The sequence below is a fragment of the Arthrobacter sp. C9C5 genome (assembly GCF_013359735.1).
Classification (GTDB): domain Bacteria; phylum Actinomycetota; class Actinomycetes; order Actinomycetales; family Micrococcaceae; genus Arthrobacter.
The window spans coordinates 116,455-132,212 of sequence record NZ_JABFMX010000004.1; the positions used below are offsets into that span (position 1 = coordinate 116,455).

The window sequence follows — 15,758 nt, forward strand, 5'->3', positions numbered from 1 at the left end:
ATCCATCTCACCATGCCCGGCACGGCAGGGAAACCTCCCCGGGGCCAGGGGAGGTTTTGACTATGATCGAACGATGACCTCTTCGAGCTACCTCCGTTTCCCGCATCTGCATGGCGATCTGGTCACCTTCGTGGCCGAGGACGACGTCTGGATCGCGCCCCTCGACGGAGGCCGCGCCTGGCGGGTCTCCTCGCTGCAGCTGCCGGCCCGCAACCCGCGGTTCACCCCGGACGGAAAGCGCCTGGTCTGGACGGTCGTCCAGGGGACCTCCCCGGAGGTTGTCACGGCGGACGTCGACGGCGGCGGATACCGCCAGCTCAGCTACTTCGGCCACAGCTCCACCAAGGTCAAGGGCTTCACCCCGGACGGCGACGTGGTGGTCACGAGTGCCTTCCGGCAGGCAGACAGCCGCCTCACGCACGCCTACAGCCTGCCCGTCGACGGCGGCTGGGCCGAGGAGCTGCCGTACGGACCGGTCGAGTCCGTGGCTTACGGCACCGTCGTCGGGGATGAACGGCCCGTGGTGCTGGCCAGTGTGCTGTCCCGTGAACCGGCTTGGTGGAAGCGGTACCGCGGCGGCGCCGCCGGCAAGTTGTGGATCGACGCGGACGGCAACGGCGAGTTCGAGCGGCTCGCGCCCGAACTCGACGGCAACCTCACCGACCCGATGTGGGTCCGGGGCCGGATCACCTTCCTCTCCGACCACGAGGGCTACGGCAACCTGTACTCGGTGCTGCCCAACGGCACGGACCTCCGCCGCCACACGGACCACGAGGACTTCTACGTCCGGCACGCGGCCACCGACGGCGAACGGGTGGTCTTCGAGTCCGCAGGCGAACTCTGGCTGCTGGCCGGTCTCGACGCCGACGCGGTCAAGCTCGACATCACGCTGGGCTCCGCCTCGCAGGCCCGGCGCTCGTCGGCGCTGAAGCCCTCCCGCCACCTTGGCGACGTCATCCCGGACCACACCGGCGACTCCAGCGCCGTGGAAGCCCACGGCACCCTGCACTGGCTGCGGCACAAGGACGGTCCGTCGCGCATTCTCGAGGCGACGCCGGGTGTCCGGGCACGACTGCCGCGCCCCTTCGGCGCCGGCCGGATCGCCTACATCGCGGACCACGAGGGCGCCGAGGCGCTCTACCTCAAGCCGATCGCCGCGCCCGTGCACGGCGGCCACGGATCCGGTAGCCACGGATCCGGCAACCAGGCGCACGCCCCCGCACCGGCTGCCGTCGCCACGGCCGAGCAGGACGCCGACGGCGGGACTCCGCTGCCGCGGCCAGTCTCCGCCGCTGCCCTCACCCGTCCCGACGCCGCTCCGGCGACCGCCGTCGTCGGCGCTGCCGAGGCCGTGCCGGTGCCGGCCGCCGCCGCGGATGCCGCCTCCGGTAGCGCCTCTTCGGGCGCCGGATCCGCGCCGGAGCAAGCCGACAGCGGACGGCCGACCCGGATCGACTTCCCGAAGCCCAGCCGGGCCAGCGCGATGGAGGCCAGCCCGGACGGCAACTGGATCGCCGTCGGCACCTCCTTCGGCGATATCTTCCTCGCGGACACCCGCACCGGCGCCCTGTCGCTGCTGAGCAGCATCGGCGAGGGCAGCATCGACGGTTTCAGCTGGTCTCCGGACTCGGCGTGGCTGGGCTGGGCCGAGCCGGTCACCTCCTTCGGCTCCCGGACCCGGCTGCGGCTGGCCCGGATCGAGCGGGCAGCAACGGGAATGCCCGCCGGGTCCGGCGCGGATAAGCCTGCGATCATCGACGTTACCGACGGCCGCTTCCGGGACGAGTCGCCGGCGTTCACCCCGGACGGCAAGTTCCTGGCCTTCCTGTCCAACCGCAGCTTCGACCCGGTGTACGACGGGCACTCCTTCGACCTGTCCTTCCCGAGCCCGATCAAGCCCTACCTCGTGGCCCTGGCAGCCGACACGCCGTCCCCGTTCGGGCCGAGCGTCGCACTCCCCGAAGACACGGAGGACTCCCGCGAAGCAACCGAAAAAGCAGCCGAAACCGCCGCGCCGGTCAGGGTCGACGCCGAGGGCCTGGCGCACCGCGTCATCAGCGTCCCGGTCCCGCAGGGCAACTACTCGGACCTTGCCGCCACCGCAGGCGCGCTGCTCTGGCTTGACCACGAGCTGGCCGGCGTGACCGGTGACGGCCGGGCCAGCCTGGAGGACAAGAACGCCGCCCCGAGCCTGGTCCGCTTCGATCTGGCCAAGCGCCGCGCCACCACGATCGTCGACGCGCTGGACAGCTACCGGCTCACCGGCGACGGCGAAAAGGTCGTCCTGGTCCAGGACAAGCAGATCCGCGTCTCGCCCGCGGCATCGAAGGCCGACGAGGAATCCGGCCAACTGGTCAAGGTGGATCTGAACCGCATCCGGGTCCGGCTGGACCCGGTCAGCGTCTGGGGCCAGGCCTTCGACGAGGCCTGGCGCCTGCAGCGCGACTTCTTCTGGACCGCGGACATGGCCGGTCAGGACTGGGATTCGGTGCACGCCCGCTACCGGCCGATCGTGGACCGGCTCGGCTCCCACGATGACCTCGTGGACCTGCTCTGGGAACTGCACGGCGAGCTGGGAACCTCCCACGCCTACGTCCGCCCCGCCCTGGTGACGGAGAACGGCAGCAACGGCCAGGGCCGCCTCGGCGCCGACCTCGCGTTTACCGGCGAGGGCTGGGAAATCACCCGCATCCTGGCCGGGGAGTCCTCGGACCCGCTGGCCACCTCGCCGCTGACCCGGCCGGGCGTGGACGCACGGCCCGGGGATGTGCTGCTGGCAATCGACGGCGTCGAGCTCTCGGCGTCGCTGACGCCGGCCGTGCAGCTGGCCGGAGCCGCCGGCCGCGCCGTGGAACTGACCCTGCGCAACGGTGCCGGCCACGGCGCCCGGGCAGGGAAGCAGCGCCGCGTCGCCGTCGTGCCGGTCAAGGACGAGGAACGGCTGCGCTACCAGGAATGGGTCGCGTCCAACCGCCGCACCGTGCGGGAAGCCTCGCAGGGCACCTTTGGCTACCTGCACATCCCGGACATGATGGCCAACGGCTGGGCGCAGCTGCACCGCGACCTGGATACCGAGACCTCCCTCGACGGCCTGATCGTGGATGTCCGCCGCAACCGCGGTGGCCACACCTCGCAGCTCGTGGCGGAGCTGATCGGCCGCAAGGTGACCGGCTGGAGCATGCCCCGCGGCGAGCGTCCGCGCACTTATCCGCACCACGCGCCGCGCGGCCCGGTCATCATCCTTGCCGATGAGTTTGCCGGCTCCGACGGCGACATCATCACCCAGGTCTCCAAGCTGCGCGGGATCGGACCGGTCATCGGCACCCGGACCTGGGGCGGCGTCGTCGGTATCGACAACCGGTTCGCCCTGGCGGACGGCACCGGGGTCACCCAGCCGCGCTACGCCACCTGGTTCACCGGCGGCGTCGGTTGGGGCGTCGAAAACTACGGTGTTGCCCCCGACATCGAGGTTTCCTTCCCGCCGCACGCTTACGCGGCCGGGGCGGACCCGCAGCTCGAATACGGCATCGGCGCGCTCAAGGAAATGATCCAGGAGCTTCCCACCGACCGCCCGCCGCTCCGCGAGGGCTACCGCACGGTGCGGCCAGCCCCGTTGCCGGCCCGCCGGCAGGGCAACTAGCGCACACGGCGAAGGCCCCCGCTCCGGACAATCCGGGGCGGGGGCCTTCGTGTGTCAGGGGTTGCCGGCTGCTAGGCGGCCAGCGTGGCGTCCAGGGTGATCTTGATGCCGGTCAGGGCAGCCGAGACCGGGCAGCCGGTCTTGGCGTCCTCGGCGATGCGCTGGAACTCGTCTTCGGAGATGCCGGGCACCCGGGCGTTCAAGGTGAGGTGGCTGCCGGTGATGCCGGTGCCGGGCTCGAAAGTGACGTCGGCCTTGGTGTTGACTTCCTCCGGCGTGTGGCCGGCCTGCGCCAGGGCGTGGCTGAATGCCATCGAGAAACATGCGGAGTGCGCGGCGGCGATCAGTTCTTCCGGGCTGGTCTTCCCCTCGGCCGCTTCGGCGCGGGCCTTCCAGGTGACGTCGAAGTTGCCGAGCCCGGAGCTGTCCAGGCTGGTGTTGCCGGCCCCCGACATCAGGTCGCCGTTCCATACCGTGTGTGCGGTGCGTGTTGTTGCCATGTCCACTCCTCAGCGTCGTTGAGTCAGCGATCCGGCCAGGTAAGCGGATCCTGCCGTGTCCCATCCTAGGGACTCGGTCCGGCCGCCGCACCCGGTGTCCGCTGTCAGTGAATTCGTCTGGACATCCCCCGCTTCGGTGCCGCCTGCCGGTCTATTACCCGCACGCAGCCCGGGGCGGCGCCCTCGCGGTTGGCGCCCTCGCGGTTAACGACGACGGCGGCGCACCCCGGGTGGGGTACGCCGCCGTCGCTGCGGTTGGGGTGCCTACTGCCAGAGGGTGGCGATGGCCACGTTGAGCAGGGCGAGGCCGCCGACGCTGTGGGCGAGGCCCTTGCTGACCGGCTCATCCTTCTTATACTTGCGGCTGCCGATGAACGCGAGCACGGCCACCACGGCGGCGATCACAAATTTGATGCCGAGCTTGGCGTAGTTGGCGTCCATGTTCAGGGCCGGGATGAGCCCCATCATCACGATGCCGGTGATGAGCTGGAGGGCGGCGCCGTCGAACTGGCGCGGGTGCACGGTGGGCTTCTTCATCTGGGCGATCCAGATACCCACGATCATGGCGGCGCCGATGATGTGCAGGAAAACCATGATGTTATAGACGATGTTCATGGCACCTAGCTTAGCGACAAAGTGTCCACAAATAGCGAAGGGCACCTTCCCTTACGGGGAGGTGCCCTTCTCTCACCCGATTGGATGAGCTAGCTGCTAGAGGCCGAGGTCAGCTTCGAACGCGCCTTCTTCAAGGCGTGCCTTCAGCGTCTGCAGGAAGCGTCCTGCGTCGGCACCGTCCACCAGGCGGTGGTCGTACGTCAGCGAGAGGTACATCATCGAACGGATGGCGATCGAGTCGTCGCCGTTCTCATCGGAGACCACGACGGCGCGCTTGACGATGGCGCCGGTGCCGAGGATGGCGACCTGCGGCTGGTTGATGATCGGGGTGTCGAAGAGGGCACCCACGGAACCGATGTTGGTGATGCTGAAGGTTCCGCCGGAGAGCTCGTCCGGACCGATCTTGCCGTTGCGGGTGCGGTCCGCGACGTCGGCGATCTTGCCGGCCAGACCGGCCAGGTTCAGGTTGCCGGCGTCGGCAATGACCGGAACCAGCAGGCCCTTGTCGGTGTCCACCGCAATCGCCAGGTGCTCGGCGTTGTGGTAGGTGATCTCCTGCTTGTCCTCGTCGTAGGAGGCGTTGACCTTCGGGTGCTGCTTCAGGGCTTCGGCGACGGCCTTGGCGATGAAGGGCAGGAAGGTCAGCTTGGAGCCGTTCTGCGCCTGGAAGGAGTTCTTGGCCTTGGCGCGCAGCTTGGCGACCTTGGTCATGTCCACCTCGTGCACCTGGGTCAGCTGGGTGGAGATATCCAGCGACTCGCGCATGCGGCGGGCGATGACCTGGCGGATCCGCGGGGCCTTCTGCACGGTGCCGCGCAGCGAGGAGACCGCAGCAGATGCTGCTGCCGGGGCTGCGGAAGACGCGGCCGGCGCTGAAGCTGCGGCCGCCGGGGCTGCCTTGGCCTCGGCTGCGGCCAGCACGTCCTGCTTGCGGATCCGGCCGCCGACGCCGGTGCCGGTCAGCGAGGAGATGTCCACGCCCTGCTGGTTGGCGAGCTTGCGGACCAGGGGAGTGACGTAGCCGGACTCGGCAGGAGCGGCAGCTGCGGCGGGGGCAGCTGCCTGCTTCGGGGCCTCCTGCTTGGGGGCTTCCCGCTTGGGTGCTGCGGCCGGAGCGGGTGCCGCGGCCGGAGCCGGCGCCTCCTGCTTGGGGGCTTCCTGCTTGGGAGCTTCCGCCGGAGCCGGGGCGGCGGCCGGTGCGGCAGCGCCGGAGCCGATCACGGCGAGGACGGAACCGACCTCGGCCGTTTCGTCCTCGGCGACGCGGATTTCCTGCAGCGTGCCGGCGACCGGCGACGGGATCTCGGTGTCGACCTTGTCCGTCGAAACTTCCAGCAGCGGCTCGTCCACCTCGACGGTGTCACCGATGCTCTTGAGCCAGCGGGTGACGGTACCTTCGGTGACGCTCTCGCCCAGGGCGGGGAGCGTGACCTCGTGGCCTTCGCCGGCAGGCGCGGCCTCCGCGGCGGGTGCCGGAGCGGCAGCCTCGGCGGCCGGGGCGGGGGTTTCAGCTTCGGGGGCCGGGGCCTCGGCAGCGGACGGCGATTCGGCCGGCGCTTCCTCGGCGGCCGGAGCGGCAGCCTCGGCCGAGCCGGAACCCGAGCCGTCGCCGATGCGGACCAGAGGTGCTCCGACTTCAGCGGTCTCGTCTTCGGCGACGAGGATTTCCTCGATCACGCCGGCGATCGGAGAGGGGATCTCGGTGTCTACTTTGTCGGTGGAAACTTCGAGCAGGGGCTCGTCCACCTCTACCCGGTCACCGACCTGCTTGAGCCAGCGGGTGACGGTTCCTTCGGTGACGCTCTCACCGAGGGCGGGCAAGTTAACGGATTCAGACATGTCGTCCCCGTTCTCCTTATTGATCTTTAGTGCGGATGGTTGCTGCCTTGTTCGAGCTTAGTGCACCCGGTTTTTCGGGCCGGGTGCACTAAACACGGAGTTCTTGCGGTGCTGCGGGCGGAACTGTTAGCCGTGCAGGGGCTTGCCGGCGAGGGCGAGGTGGGCTTCGCCCAGGGACTCGTTCTGCGTCGGGTGGGCGTGGACCAACTGGGCCACGTCCTCCGGGTAGGCTTCCCAGTTCACGATCAGCTGGGCCTCGCCGATCTGCTCGCCCATGCGGGCGCCGATCATGTGGACGCCGACGACGGGGCCGTCCTTCTGGCGGACCAGCTTGACCAGGCCGGACGTGCCCAGGATGGAGCTCTTGCCGTTGCCGGCGAGGTTGTATTCCTGGGTTTCGATCTGGTCGTCGCCGAACTTGGCCTTGGCGGCCTTTTCGGTGTAGCCGACGGTCGCGATTTCCGGCTCGGAGTAGGTGACCTTGGGGATGTTGACGTCCTCGACGACAACCGGCTTCAGGCCGGCGATTTCCTCGGCCACGAAGATGCCCTGCTGGTAGCCGCGGTGCGCGAGCTGGACGCCGGGGACGATGTCGCCCACGGCGTAGATGTTGCCGACACCGGTGTGGAGACGCTCGTTGGTGATGACGAAGCCGCGGTCGATCGTCAGGCCGGCTTCTTCGTAACCGAGGTTGGCCGTGACCGGGCCGCGGCCGACGGCGACGAGCATGAGGTCCGCTTCGAAGGTCTTGCCGTCGACGAGCGTGACCTTGACGCCGTCGTCGTTCTGCTCGACGCCCTGGAAGAAGGTGCCGGTGGAGAACTTGATGCCGCGCTTCTTGAACGCACGCTCAAAGGCCTTGACGATGGTCGCGTCCTCGTTCGGGACGAGGGACGGCAGGCCTTCGACGATGGTGACGTCGACCCCGAAGGACTTCCACACGGAAGCGAACTCGACGCCGATCACGCCGCCGCCGAGGATGATCGCGCTCTTGGGGATGAAATCCATGGTGAGGGCTTCGTCCGAGGTAATGACCTTGCCGCCGATTTCGAGGCCGGGCAGCGTGCGGGAGTAGGAGCCGGTCGCGAGGACAATGTTCTTGCCCTTGTACGCGGTGCCGTTCACGACGACGGTGTCGGTGCCCTGGAGCTTGCCCTCACCCTCGATGACGGTGATGCCCTTCTTGCCCTTGATGAGTCCCTGGAGGCCCTTGAACTTGCCGGCAATGATGCCGTCCTTGTAGGCGTTGACAGCGTTGATGTCGATGCCGTCCAGGGTCACGTTGACACCGTACTTGGCGGAGTCACGGGCGTGGTCGGCCAGTTCCGCGGAGTGCAGCAGGGCCTTGGTGGGGATACAGCCGTTGTGCAGGCAGGTGCCGCCGAGCTTTCCCTTTTCGATGAGGCCGACGGTAAGGCCAAGCTGGACGGCGCGGAGCGCAGTTGCGTAGCCGCCGCTGCCGCCGCCGAGTACCAGGATGTCGAATTCTTGCGCAGTTGCCTGATCGGCCACTAAAACGCTCCCTCGCGTGAACGATGACACGAGAGTACGCATCATCTGGTCTTGGAACTGTCTGCCGTGATTATGCCAGCAGGCCGGTTCCCTTTCGTTTGGAATTGCTTCTATGAAGCTAATTGCTGTGAAACTACGGTTCACCTTAGCGAACCACTAATACATGCTCCACCTTGCCATGGCGTTTGTGGAGCGCTTGTGTCCAGTGTCACGCGGCCCTGTGGCCGGGGTATCAGCCCCGTGGCCGCAAGGCCGCGTGAACGGACAGTGCTTCAAGACCGGCGGTTCCGGACGCCCGCCGGCGGCTCCGCTCAGACGGCTTTGGCGAGGATGTCCTCGACGTAGGCCACCAGGGTGCGCACGGTGCTGCCGGTGCCCTGCTTGTGGTTGTAGCCGTAGGGGCTGCCGTTGTTGAAGGACGGTCCGGCAATGTCGATGTGGGCCCACGGGATCTGCTCGCCGTCCTTGCCCTTGCCGACGAACTCGCGCAGGAACACCGCGGCCGTCATCATGCCGCCGTGGCGTTCGCCGATGTTGGCGATGTCCGCGACCTGCGAGTCCAGGCTGGGGCGCAGCTCTTCGGGCAGCGGCATCGGCCAGACGAGTTCGCCGGCGCGGTCCGCCGCGGCCTTGAGCGCGCCGGTGACGGAGTCGGAGCCCATGACGCCGGCGGTGCGGTCGCCGAGGGCGATCAACTGGGCGCCGGTGAGGGTCGCGACGTCGATGATGGCGTCCGGGTATTCCTGGCTGGCGGCGACGATGCCGTCGGCCATGACCAGTCGGCCCTCGGCGTCGGTGTTCAGGACCTCGACGGTCTTGCCGCCGAAGATGGTCAGCACGTCGGCGGGACGCTGCGCGGCGCCGGAAGGCATGTTCTCCGCGATGCACAGCCAGGCGGTCGCCTTGACCGGCAAGCCCAGTTCCGCGAGGGCCAGGACGGTGTTCAGCACGACGGCGGCTCCGGCCATGTCGGACTTCATGTCGCCCATGCCGAGGTGCGGCTTGAGCGAGATTCCGCCGGTGTCGAAGGTGATGCCCTTGCCCACGAGCGCGATCTTGGCGGTGGCCTTGGCGGGGGCGTATTCGACCTTGACCAGGCGCGGCTGGCGGGTGGATCCCTTGCCGACGCCGAGGATGCCGCCGAAGCCGTCCTTCTCCAGGCGCTTCTCGTCCCAGACGGTCACCTTGACCGGCAGGCCCTTGGCCAGTTCCTTGGCGGCGTCGGCAAACGTTTCGGGGTAGAGGTGGCTCGGCGGCTGGTTGACCAGCGAGCGGGTGGCGTTGACGGCCTTGCCGATCAGGGCGGCGCGCTCCAGCACGGGCGCCAGTGCCTTGTCCGCGGCGAAATCGGTGAGGATGCGGACACTCTTGACCGGATCCTTGAGGCCGTCTTTGGCGGTGCGGTACTCGGTGAAGGAGTAGGCGCCCATCGCGGCACCTTCGGCGACCGCCGCGACGGCGGCAAGGTTCGGCGTCGGAAGCGCAAGGGTGACGGTGGCGACGCCGGCGAGCTGGCGGACGGCCGAGCCGGCCGCGCGGCGCAGTGCCTCCTCGGAGAGTGGGGTGCCCGCGGAAACTTTGCCGACGCCGGCGAGCACCAGGACGGAGGCTCCCGCCTCCGGCAGGCCGGGGAGGCGGTGCGCCTGGTCGGCGGCACCGGTAAGGCCAAGAACGCCCAGTGACTCGGCCAGCGCTTCGGCCGCCTTGGCTGTCAGCGGGTTGTCCAGCAGCACGGGGCCGTCGGTGCCCTGTCCCACGCCCACGACAAGGGCGTCGGACGGGGACTTCTTCAAGTCTCCGGCGATCGCGCTGAGTTTGACTTCGGTATTCTTGACCACGAGGACAGTCCTCAATTCTCTGTGATTTTTCGGCAGGAACTGCATGTTCGGCGCCCTGCCATGGGTACCTGAGCCACCGTCGGCACTGCACGCAACCGGGTGTCTGCAAGGCCGTCTATAAGGCCAGTTCCGATCGTAGTCTCTCCCCGGCGCCGGAGTTCAATTTAATGAGAGCTGGCACACAGTCGCGGCAGGAATTACCCCGGCCGACGGCGCGTTGTAGCTGGTATCGGCACCTCGGGAACCGTCTGCGCGCGGGCCTTGCCTGCGCATCGACCCGACGGTCCGCCGCGGCGGCTCCTGCCGCCCACCTGCTACTGCGAAAGGAACATGTCGTGATGGAACGGATTTCCGGCTCCTTGCTGGACCCTGAAACGCTCTACGTCCGTGATGACGCGCTGTTCCGCAGCCCCGAACTGCACGGGCTGAACCTGCTCATGGGCTTCACCGGGTTCGCCGACGCCGGTCACGTGGTGAGCCAGATCACCACGGAACTGCTCGACACCCTCGACTCCGAACTCATCGCCGAGTTCGACGCCGACCAGCTGATCGACTACCGCTCCCGGCGCCCGCAGGTCAGCTTCGTCGAGGACCACCTGCAGGATTACCAGGCACCGCGCCTGGCCCTGTACCGGCTTGTCGACGGGCTGGGAAACCCCTTTCTGCTGCTGGCCGGGTTCGAGCCGGATCTGCAGTGGGAGCGGTTCGCCCGCGCCGTTGTGGGGATCGTGGAGGAACTGGACGTCAACCTGGCTGCCTGGATCCACTCCATCCCGATGCCGGTGCCGCACACCCGGCCGGTCGGAGTCACCGTGCACGGCAACCGGCCGGAGCTGATCGAGGGAATCTCGGTCTGGAAGCCCACCGTCGAGGTGCCTGCCGCCGTCGGCCACATCCTTGAACTGCGCCTCGTCGAGGCGGGCCGGAACATCGCCGGCTACGTGATCCATGTCCCGCACTACCTGGCCGAGGCCGAATACCCGACGGCCGCCGTCGCGGGACTGGAGTACCTGGGCGCCGCCACCTCGCTGATGCTTCCCACGGACCGCCTCCGCGAGGCGGGCCGGGAAGTCGGCCGGCAAATTGCCGAGCAGATCGACGCCTCCGAAGAGGTCCAGCAGGTCGTCTCCCGGCTGGAGACACGGTACGACGAGAAGGCAGAGGGCACCGTGCGCCGGTCCCTGCTCGCTGACGAGAACGACCAGCTCCCGAACGCCGACGCGCTGGGCGCCGCCGTCGAGGCCTACCTGGCCCGTAAAGAACCCGGCGAATAAATACTATTTATGACGGCCGGGGCATAATGGGGGAGTGACCTCCCCCCGCGCCTGGCTGATCTGGATCATCGGGATCTTCGCATACCTGGTGGCGGTCAGCCAGCGCACCTCCTTCGGCGTCGTGGGGCTGGAAGCCACCGCCCGTTTCCATGCCAGCGCCGCCGAAATCTCCTTCTTCACCGTGCTGCAGCTGCTGGTCTACGCGGGCCTGCAGATCCCGGTCGGCGTCCTGGTGGACCGCTTCGGCTCGCGGGCCATGATCGCCGGCGGCGCCCTGCTCATGGGCCTGGGCCAGCTCCAGCTCGCATTCGCCGACAGCATCCCGGGCGGCGTCCTGGGCCGCGTGCTCGTGGGCGCGGGCGATGCCATGACCTTCATCTCCGTGATCCGGCTGATCCCACTGTGGTTTGCCCCGTCCCGGGTACCGCTGCTGACCCAGCTGACCGGCATGTCCGGCCAGCTCGGGCAGCTCTTTTCCGTGGTGCCGTTCGCGATGATCCTGCACTCGGCCGGCTGGACCCCGGCGTTCCTGACCCTGGCCGGCATGTCCGGGCTCGCCGTCGTGCTGACGGTGCTGCTGCTGCAGGACCTGCCGCCCGGCCACCCCGCGCCGGAGCCGTCCCAGGGCCTGCGCGCCACCGGCGTTTCACTCTCCCGGGCCTGGCGGCAGCCCGGCACCCGGCTGGGGCTGTGGAGCCACTTCACCGTGCAGTTCAGCGGGACCGTCTTCGCGATGACCTGGGGCTACCCGTTCCTGATCTCGGCCCAGGGGCTGGACGCCGGCACCGTGTCAGCCCTGATGGCCCTCTACGTGGCAGCCGCGATCGCCGCCGGACCGCTAATGGGCAGCTTCGTGGCCCGCCACCCGCTGCGCCGGTCCACCATGGTGCTGCTGATCTCCGGGGCCACCGCCGCAGCCTGGGCCGCGGTGCTGCTCCAGCCTGACCGCTCGCCGCTGTGGCTGCTGGCCGGCCTGGTGGTGGTCCTGGCCATCGGCGGCCCCGGTTCGATGATTGGCTTCGACTTCGCCCGGACCTTCAACCCGGCCCACCGGATCGGGACGGCCACCGGAATCGTGAATGTTGGCGGCTTCATCGCCGCGCTGCTGTCCATCTACTTGATCGGGCTGGCCCTGGACGCGCTGCACCTGGCCGGGGCCTCACCGGGCGGGCTGTACAGCCTTGGCGCTTTCCGGATCGCGCTAAGCGTGCAGTTCCTGTTGCTGGCGGTGGGCGCCGCAGCCATCCTCATCACCCGGCGGAAGGTGCGCCGTCAGATGGCCGCGCAGGGCGTCATCGTGCCGCCGCTGCTCCAGGCCCTGGCCCAGCAGCGCCGGCTCGTCGCGGAGCGCCGCCGTACGCCCTGACGGATTTGTCCACATAAGGAAACTCCCTGGCTGACGGCCGCCGCGGGCGCGGGCGAAGCTGGCCTTATGACAGCTCCCGACCACCTGAAAATCACCGGCCCCGAGGACATCCTCGGGTTCATTCCGCATTCGCTGGGCTACTGGCCGGCCAATAGCCTCGTCGCCATGACCATGCAGGGAAAACGGCTTGGGGCCACGCTGCGCGTCGACCTCCCGGACGCTTCGCGCTGCCGCGGCCCCGGGCTGGCGGCCTTCGCCCTGACGGTCCGGGACTATCTGGAGGCCGACGACGCGGCCGACGGCACGCTGCTTGCCTTTTTCACCGGCCGCTCTGTGGAAGCCGTTGCCGAAGATGCAGCCGAAGATGCAGCCGGGGATGCAACGGACAGCGCGGAGGGGGAGCTCGGTGCGGATTCCGCCGTGGATTCCGCCCTGGATCCCGCCGTGCTGGCCCGGCTGCTGCGCGAACTGGAGCGCACCCTCGGCAGAGCCGGGCTGCCGGTACGCGACGCCTGGCTGGTCGGGGAGCGGTATTGGCGCAACGCCTTCTGCCTAGACCCTTCGTGCTGCGCCCCGCCCGGCCGGCCGATCGAGGAGATCCGGAACAGCCGGCTCAATGCGGAGCTGGTCTTCCGCGGCAGCAGCGTCGGCGCGGCCCCGGGGAGGTCCACGCCCGCCGCGCTGCAGGAGCAGGGTGAACCGGCCGTGCTGGAAGCCGAGGAGGGCTGGGCGCGGGACTTCTCGGGCCGGTGGCGGGACCGGGCGCAGTTCGGCGCGGTGCTGGATGTGTGGGAGCGCGTGTTCGACGCCGGCGGGCACCGGTCAGCGCGGGCGACCAAGGCCAGCCAGGCCGGCGAGGCCGCACTGCCGGCCGGGCTCGCCGGCTACCTGCGCGCCTCGCTGCGCGTCGCGGCATGGCGCGACGCGGTCCTCGTCATGGCCGCCGCCGGGCGCGACGCCGCCGAGGCCGGTGCCGAGGAGTTCGGCATGTTCGACGGCGGCCCGGGCAACCCGGCCGCGCTGCCCGAGCTCGACGCCCTCCCGGCTGCGGAGAGTGCCGGGGCTCCAGGGGAAGCCGGTCCGGCCGGGGCAACAGCTGCGGAGACCCCGGGCTACGGGGACGTCCTCCTTGGCCTCGCGCCGCCGGCGCCCGACTGGGGCCGGCTGGCCGAACTCGACCGGGTCCTCCGCCAGCTCGGCAACTGTGGCGGCGGCGAAGCCCGGGCGGCGGCCCTCACAGCGCGGGGCTGGATCGAATGGTGCCGGGGCCGGGGATCGTTCGCCGATGCGCTCTTCACCGCGGCCGGAGCGGAGCAGCCCGGCTACCGGCTGGCGGAGCTGCTGGCCGAGCTGGGCCGCCGCGGCACGCTGTGCGGCTGGGCGCGCCGGCGGGAGGCAGCCTGGCAGAAGTTCGATCCGGATGCGGCCTGAGCCCCGGCGCCCCGGGCCGCAATATTGCGTTGACGCGTGCGCTCCGAGGTCCCGTTCCGGAAAATCGTGAGACAATGGTTGGCGAGACCCGGTTGGGTCCGTGTATCGAGTGCGTGTAGCGAACCTTGGAAACAGGGAACATTACGGTCGCCCCGGCAGTTCTACTAAGTGGCTCTGCTGGACGTGATTGCGCCTGATGTGAAACACGGACTTGACAGGGTCATAGTGGTGTTGCCCGTATGGTGATTCCACAGACCGCCGCTAGAAAGGTTTTCTGTGACCCCGTCTTCCGCGAAGAAGGAACCCGCCGACCAGGCCGTATTGTCCCCCGAGGAGAAGAAGGCGGCGGCAAACGCAAAGCGTGCCGCCACGCGTGCAGCCAACAAGGCCGCAAAAGACGCCGCCTCCGCAGCGGGTGATGACACCGCCTCGGCAGTCGCCAAGCCTGAGCCCAAGAAGCGCGGGCCCAAGCCCGGCGCCAAAGCCGCGGCCGAAGCCGCCAGCAAGTCCCGGGACGAGGACTCCGACGACGTCGAGGTCGACGAGGACCTCGATGAAGTGACCCCAGATGCCGTCGAGCTCGGTGAAGACGGCGAAGAGGTAGCCGGCAAGGCGGCGGTAGCCGCCACCGGCTCCGGCTTCGTCTACTCCGACGCCGACGACGATGACGCCCCCGTTCAGCAGGTCATGTCCGCCGGCGCCACCGCCGACCCGGTCAAGGACTACCTGAAGCAGATCGGCAAGGTTGCCCTGCTGAACGCCGAGCAGGAAGTCGACCTGGCCCTGCGGATCGAGGCCGGGCTGTTCGCCGAGGAGAAGCTCGCGGCGGACGACGGCTCCATGGACCCCAAGCTCAAGCGCGAGCTCGAGTTCGTCATCCACGACGGCAAGCGCGCCAAGAACCACCTGCTGGAGGCCAACCTCCGCCTCGTGGTCTCGCTGGCCAAGCGCTACACCGGCCGCGGCATGCTCTTCCTGGACCTGATCCAGGAAGGCAACCTGGGCCTGATCCGTGCGGTCGAGAAGTTCGACTACACCAAGGGCTTCAAGTTCTCCACCTACGCCACCTGGTGGATCCGCCAGGCGATCACCCGCGCCATGGCCGACCAGGCCCGCACCATCCGCATCCCGGTGCACATGGTGGAAGTCATCAACAAGCTGGCCCGCGTCCAGCGCCAGATGCTGCAGGACCTCGGCCGGGAACCCACCCCGGAAGAGTTGGCCCTCGAGCTGGACATGACCCCCGAAAAGGTCGTCGAAGTCCAGAAGTACGGCCGCGAACCGATCTCGCTGCACACCCCGCTTGGCGAGGACGGCGACTCCGAATTCGGCGACCTGATCGAGGACTCCGAAGCGGTGGTTCCGGCCGACGCCGTCAGCTTCACCCTGCTGCAGGAACAGCTGCACTCGGTTCTGGACACCCTCTCCGAGCGTGAGGCCGGGGTCGTGGCGATGCGCTTCGGGCTGACCGACGGACAGCCGAAGACTTTAGACGAAATCGGAAAGGTCTACGGCGTGACGCGCGAACGCATCCGCCAGATCGAATCGAAGACGATGTCCAAGCTGCGCCACCCCTCCCGCTCGCAGGTCCTGCGCGACTACCTGGACTAAGCGGCCCGGAGTAAACGCCGGTTCCGGTAACGCGGGGCCACGCGCCGCCTTTGATCTACGGATCACGGGCGGGACGTGGCCCCGCGTTTCCTGCTTAAACGGGGGGATTGGACCTTGGTCCCCGTCCAGGAC

10 protein-coding genes are annotated in these 15,758 nt (G+C 68.8%); 5 read left to right on the forward strand and 5 right to left on the reverse strand.

All coding sequences use genetic code 11. From position 1 onward, the window contains the following. The first annotated feature begins 73 nt into the window (after positions 1–73). Positions 74–3,640 (forward strand): S41 family peptidase, encoded by a 3,567-nt coding sequence (locus HNO80_RS04530; RefSeq protein WP_175321648.1) that lies wholly within the window; start codon positions 74–76, stop codon positions 3,638–3,640. A 71-nt stretch (positions 3,641–3,711) separates the two neighbouring features. Here the strand turns inward: HNO80_RS04530 and HNO80_RS04535 are convergent, their stop codons facing one another. From HNO80_RS04535 to HNO80_RS04555, 5 genes are all read right to left on the reverse strand, one after another. Next, positions 3,712–4,140, reverse strand: coding sequence for an OsmC family protein (locus HNO80_RS04535; RefSeq protein WP_175321649.1), 429 nt, complete (start codon positions 4,138–4,140; stop codon positions 3,712–3,714). Between the two features lie 264 nt (positions 4,141–4,404). Then, on the reverse strand, positions 4,405–4,755 hold the full coding sequence (locus HNO80_RS04540) for a hypothetical protein (RefSeq protein ID WP_175321650.1): 351 nt from the start codon (positions 4,753–4,755) through the stop codon (positions 4,405–4,407). A 96-nt stretch (positions 4,756–4,851) separates the two neighbouring features. Further along, complete coding sequence (gene sucB, locus HNO80_RS04545; RefSeq protein WP_175321651.1) at positions 4,852–6,594, reverse strand: 2-oxoglutarate dehydrogenase, E2 component, dihydrolipoamide succinyltransferase; 1,743 nt, start codon at positions 6,592–6,594, stop codon at positions 4,852–4,854. Positions 6,595–6,720: 126 nt separating this feature from the next. Next, the gene (gene lpdA, locus HNO80_RS04550; RefSeq protein WP_175321652.1) at positions 6,721–8,106 is read right to left on the reverse strand and encodes a dihydrolipoyl dehydrogenase; all 1,386 of its coding nucleotides are present in this window, start codon (positions 8,104–8,106) and stop codon (positions 6,721–6,723) included. A gap of 311 nt (positions 8,107–8,417) precedes the next feature. After that, positions 8,418–9,944: a leucyl aminopeptidase gene (locus HNO80_RS04555; RefSeq protein WP_175321653.1), complete on the reverse strand. Its 1,527-nt coding sequence runs from the start codon at positions 9,942–9,944 to the stop codon at positions 8,418–8,420. A 335-nt stretch (positions 9,945–10,279) separates the two neighbouring features. Between HNO80_RS04555 and HNO80_RS04560 the strand changes: the two genes are divergently transcribed. The 4 genes from HNO80_RS04560 (at position 10,280) to HNO80_RS04575 (ending at position 15,626) form a co-directional block, all read left to right on the forward strand. After that, positions 10,280–11,218, forward strand: coding sequence for a proteasome assembly chaperone family protein (locus HNO80_RS04560; protein WP_175321654.1), 939 nt, complete (start codon positions 10,280–10,282; stop codon positions 11,216–11,218). A gap of 34 nt (positions 11,219–11,252) precedes the next feature. Then, positions 11,253–12,584: an MFS transporter gene (locus HNO80_RS04565; RefSeq protein ID WP_175321655.1), complete on the forward strand. Its 1,332-nt coding sequence runs from the start codon at positions 11,253–11,255 to the stop codon at positions 12,582–12,584. A gap of 66 nt (positions 12,585–12,650) precedes the next feature. Next, a complete protein-coding gene (locus HNO80_RS04570) occupies positions 12,651–14,015 on the forward strand; it encodes a DUF4192 family protein (protein ID WP_175321656.1) in 1,365 nt (454 codons plus the stop codon). 276 nt (positions 14,016–14,291) lie between these two features. After that, positions 14,292–15,626: an RNA polymerase sigma factor gene (locus HNO80_RS04575; RefSeq protein ID WP_175321657.1), complete on the forward strand. Its 1,335-nt coding sequence runs from the start codon at positions 14,292–14,294 to the stop codon at positions 15,624–15,626. Positions 15,627–15,758: the final 132 nt, after the last annotated feature.